This is a genomic window from Vibrio sp. 1069 (assembly GCF_033340555.1).
The window spans coordinates 1-744 of the sequence record NZ_JAWOWP010000312.1 but is presented as its reverse complement, the minus strand read 5'-3'; the positions used below and the strand labels follow the sequence as shown (position 1 = coordinate 744).

The following is a 744-nucleotide window of genomic DNA, read 5'->3' as shown; positions in this document are numbered from 1 at the left end:
AAAGCACCGCTACAAAAAGTTGAACAGCTTTGGGATCCTCTGTACGCGTGTTACCAATCACTGCATGAGTGCGGCATGGGCGTCATCGCTGACGGCTCGTTGCTAGATACGCTGCGTCGTGTGAAAGCATTTGGCGTTCACCTAGTTCGTCTTGATATCCGCCAGGAAAGTACGCGCCACGCAGATGTACTCTCTGAGCTGACTCGATACCTCGGCATTGGTGATTACGAACAGTGGAGCGAGCAAGATAAAATTGCTTTCCTCACCAATGAACTTGCGTCTAAACGTCCGCTACTGCCACGCGATTGGGAACCATCAGAGCCTGTCAAAGAGGTTTTAGACACCTGTAAGATCATCGCTCTGCAACCGCGCGAAGCGTTCGGTGCTTACGTCATCTCAATGGCTCGTACCGCCTCAGACGTACTCGCTGTGCACCTATTACTGCAAGAAGCGGGCTGCCCTTACCGTATGGATGTTTGTCCTCTGTTCGAAACTCTAGACGACTTGAACAATGCGGAATCGGTCATTAAGCAGCTAATGAGCATCGACCTTTACCGTGGCTTTATTCAAAACCACCAAATGGTCATGATCGGCTACTCTGATTCAGCAAAAGATGCGGGTGTCATGTCGGCAGGCTGGGCTCAGTACCATGCTATGGAATCTCTAGTTAAAGTGGCAGAAGACGAAGGTGTTGAGCTGACGCTGTTCCATGGTCGTGGCGGCACCGTTGGTCGCGGCGGCGCA

Annotated in this window: 1 protein-coding gene; it reads left to right on the top strand. The window is 51.7% G+C overall.

All coding sequences use genetic code 11. The features are described 5' to 3' along the window. The coding region (locus tag R7040_RS26215; protein WP_318097544.1) for a phosphoenolpyruvate carboxylase at nucleotides 1–744 on the top strand (744 nt) is incomplete at both ends.